Here is a 2243-nt window from a genome sequence, read left to right as displayed (position 1 = left end):
CCTTCTTTCCCGGGGCCCCCAGGCTGGCGCAAGCCAGCCTGGGGTGGTATAAGTCTGGCCTCAGCCGGAGACGGCCCTTAGGAATGAGGGTTGATGCGGATGCTCGGCCCCATGGTGCTGGTCACGTAGACCGAGCGGAGGAAGGTGCCCCGGGCCGCCTCGGGCTTGCTGGCCTCGAGGGCCCGGAGGAAGGCCCGGATGTTGTCCGCGAGCTTCTCGGCGGGGAAGCTCGCCTTGCCCACGGGAGCGTGGATGGCCCCGGTCTTGTCGTTGCGGAACTCAATCCGCCCCGCCTTGATCTCCCGGATGATCTCGCCGATGTTGAACCCCACGGTCCCCGCCTTGGGGTTGGGAAGGAGGCCGCGGGGGCCCAGGATCCGGCCCAGCTTGGAGCCCACGGCCCCCATCACGTCTGGGGTGGCCACCACGGCATCAAAGTCCATCCAGCCGTCCAGGATCTTCTGGATGATCTCCTCCCCGCCCACGTAATCGGCCCCCGCCTCCTCCGCCTCCTTGATCTTCTCCCCCTTGGCGATGGCCAGAACCCGCACCTGCTTGCCCAGGCCGTGGGGCAAGGAGACGGTGCCGCGGACGTTCTGATCGGACTTCCGGGGGTCAATGCCGAGCTTGGCGTGGACCTCCACGGTCTCGTCAAACTTGGCGGTGGCGAGCTCCTTCACGAGATGAGCGGCCTCGTCAATGGTGTAGACCTTGGCGGGGTCCACCTTCTCCAGGAGGGCGCGGTAGCGCTTGCCGTGCTTAGGCATCCTTCACCTCCGGCATTCCCACCACCTCCACCCCCATAGACCGGGCCGAGCCCGCGATCATGCGGGCGGCGGCCTCGAGGTCGGTGGTGTTCATGTCGGGAAGCTTCTGCTTGGCGATTTCCCGCACCTGCTCCCAGGTGATCCGGCCCACCTTCTCCCTGCCCGGCTTCTGGGCCCCCTTCTCCAGGCCCGCCGCCTTGCGGATGAGGTAGCTTGCGGGCGGGGTCTTGGTGACAAAGGTGAAGGAGCGGTCGGCGTAGATGGTGATCTCCACGGGGACGATGGCGTCCCCCATGTTGGCCGTGGCGGCGTTGAAGGCCTTGACGAACTCCATGATGTTGGCCCCGTGCTGGCCCAAGGCCGGGCCCACCGGGGGCGCGGGCGTGGCCTTGCCCGCGGGTAGCTGCAGCTTCACTACGGCAACGATCTTCTTCATGTTTTCCTCCTAGGCTCCCCCCAAGTTAGGGGTGCAAACGCCCTTAGGCCCTGACCACCTGGGAGAAGTCCAGCTCCACAGGGGTCTCGCGCCCGAAGATGGTGACCATGACCTTGACCTTGCCCTTTTCCGGATTGATCTCGGTCACGGTCCCGGTAAAGTCGGCGAAGGGGCCGGAGACCACCCGCACCTGGTCCCCTTCCCGGAAGGCCACCTGGGCCTTGGGGACCTCCTTCTTTCCCAGAAGGCCCGAGACCTCGAGGATGTGGCGCACCTCATCGGGGGAAAGGGGGACCGGGCGGTTGCCCGCGCCCACGAAGCCGGTGATCCCGGGGGTACCCCGCACCACCTCCCAGGCCTCGTTGGGCTCCTCCTCGTCCCCGAGGTCCATCTGCACGAAGAGGTAGCCAGGGAAGAGCTTCCGCTTGACCACCTCCTTCTTGCCCCCTTCGCGCACCTCCACCACCTCCTCCGTGGGGATGAGGACCTGGAAGATCTTGTCCTCCATGCCGAAGGCCTTCACCCGCTTTTCCAGGTTGGCCTTGGCCTTTTCCTCCTGCCCCACGTAGGTGTGGACCGCGTACCATTCAATGCTCATCGCAAGAGCCCTATGAGGAAGCGGAAGACCAGGTCGTAAAGCCCCAGGATCACCATGAACACGGCGGTGAAGACCAGGATGGCCTGGGTGCCCTCAACGATCTGCTCCCGCGTGGGCCAGGTAACCCGGGCAAGCTCCGCCCGGGCCTCCTGGAAGTAGCGGACGATGCGCCCCAGCATCAGATCTTCACTTCCTTGTGCACGGTGTGCTTATCGCACCAGGGGCAGTACTTTCGGAGTTCCAGCTTGGAGGGAGTGTTGCGCTTGTTCTTCTCGGTGGCGTAGTTGCGGCGCTTGCACTCCGTGCACTCCAAGAGAACCTTGATGCGGACCTCGCTGGCCATGCCTTACCTCCCTTGGGGCGGGGGGAGGAAGCCCTCCCCCCGGGCCTCACTCCAGGATCTTGGTGACCACGCCGGCGCCCACGGTGCGCCCACCCTCCC

The 2243-nt window shown here is 65.7% G+C and carries 5 protein-coding genes; all 5 read right to left on the bottom strand.

The features are described from left to right. Nucleotides 1-77 precede the first annotated feature (77 nt). The 5 genes from rplA to rpmG are packed head-to-tail and all read right to left on the bottom strand — an operon-like array spanning nucleotide 78 to nucleotide 2144. Complete coding sequence (gene rplA, locus ABJK26_RS08735) at nucleotides 78-767, bottom strand: 50S ribosomal protein L1 (RefSeq protein WP_347241898.1); 690 nt, start codon at nucleotides 765-767, stop codon at nucleotides 78-80. Continuing rightward, the gene (gene rplK / locus ABJK26_RS08730; RefSeq protein ID WP_347241897.1) at nucleotides 760-1203 is read right to left on the bottom strand and encodes a 50S ribosomal protein L11; all 444 of its coding nucleotides are present in this window, start codon (nucleotides 1201-1203) and stop codon (nucleotides 760-762) included. Before rplK ends, rplA begins: the two co-directional genes overlap by 8 nt. Before the next feature lie 43 nt (nucleotides 1204-1246). Further along, nucleotides 1247-1801, bottom strand: a complete 555-nt coding sequence (nusG, locus tag ABJK26_RS08725; protein ID WP_347241896.1) for a transcription termination/antitermination protein NusG — start codon at nucleotides 1799-1801, stop codon at nucleotides 1247-1249. Then, nucleotides 1798-1980, bottom strand: coding sequence for a preprotein translocase subunit SecE (gene secE / locus ABJK26_RS08720; protein ID WP_347241895.1), 183 nt, complete (start codon nucleotides 1978-1980; stop codon nucleotides 1798-1800). The genes nusG and secE overlap by 4 nt, the downstream gene beginning before the upstream one ends. Further along, a complete protein-coding gene (gene rpmG, locus ABJK26_RS08715) occupies nucleotides 1980-2144 on the bottom strand; it encodes a 50S ribosomal protein L33 (protein WP_347241894.1) in 165 nt (54 codons plus the stop codon). Before rpmG ends, secE begins: the two co-directional genes overlap by 1 nt. Nucleotides 2145-2243 lie beyond the last annotated feature (99 nt).

Origin of the sequence: Thermus sp., from assembly GCF_039793865.1 — a bacterium.
Classification (GTDB): domain Bacteria; phylum Deinococcota; class Deinococci; order Deinococcales; family Thermaceae; genus Thermus.
The sequence above is the reverse complement of the archived record's forward strand: the minus strand, read 5'-3'. Positions and strand labels throughout refer to the sequence as shown.

Excerpts from the sequence above, each read along its gene's own strand:
- rplA (WP_347241898.1), bottom strand. The coding sequence starts at position 767 with ATGCCTAAGCACGGCAAGCGCTACCGCGCCCTCCTGGAGAAGGTGGAC.
- rplK (WP_347241897.1), bottom strand. The coding sequence starts at position 1,203 with ATGAAGAAGATCGTTGCCGTAGTGAAGCTGCAGCTACCCGCGGGCAAG.
- nusG (WP_347241896.1), bottom strand. The coding sequence starts at position 1,801 with ATGAGCATTGAATGGTACGCGGTCCACACCTACGTGGGGCAGGAGGAA.
- secE (WP_347241895.1), bottom strand. The coding sequence starts at position 1,980 with ATGCTGGGGCGCATCGTCCGCTACTTCCAGGAGGCCCGGGCGGAGCTT.
- rpmG (WP_347241894.1), bottom strand. The coding sequence starts at position 2,144 with ATGGCCAGCGAGGTCCGCATCAAGGTTCTCTTGGAGTGCACGGAGTGC.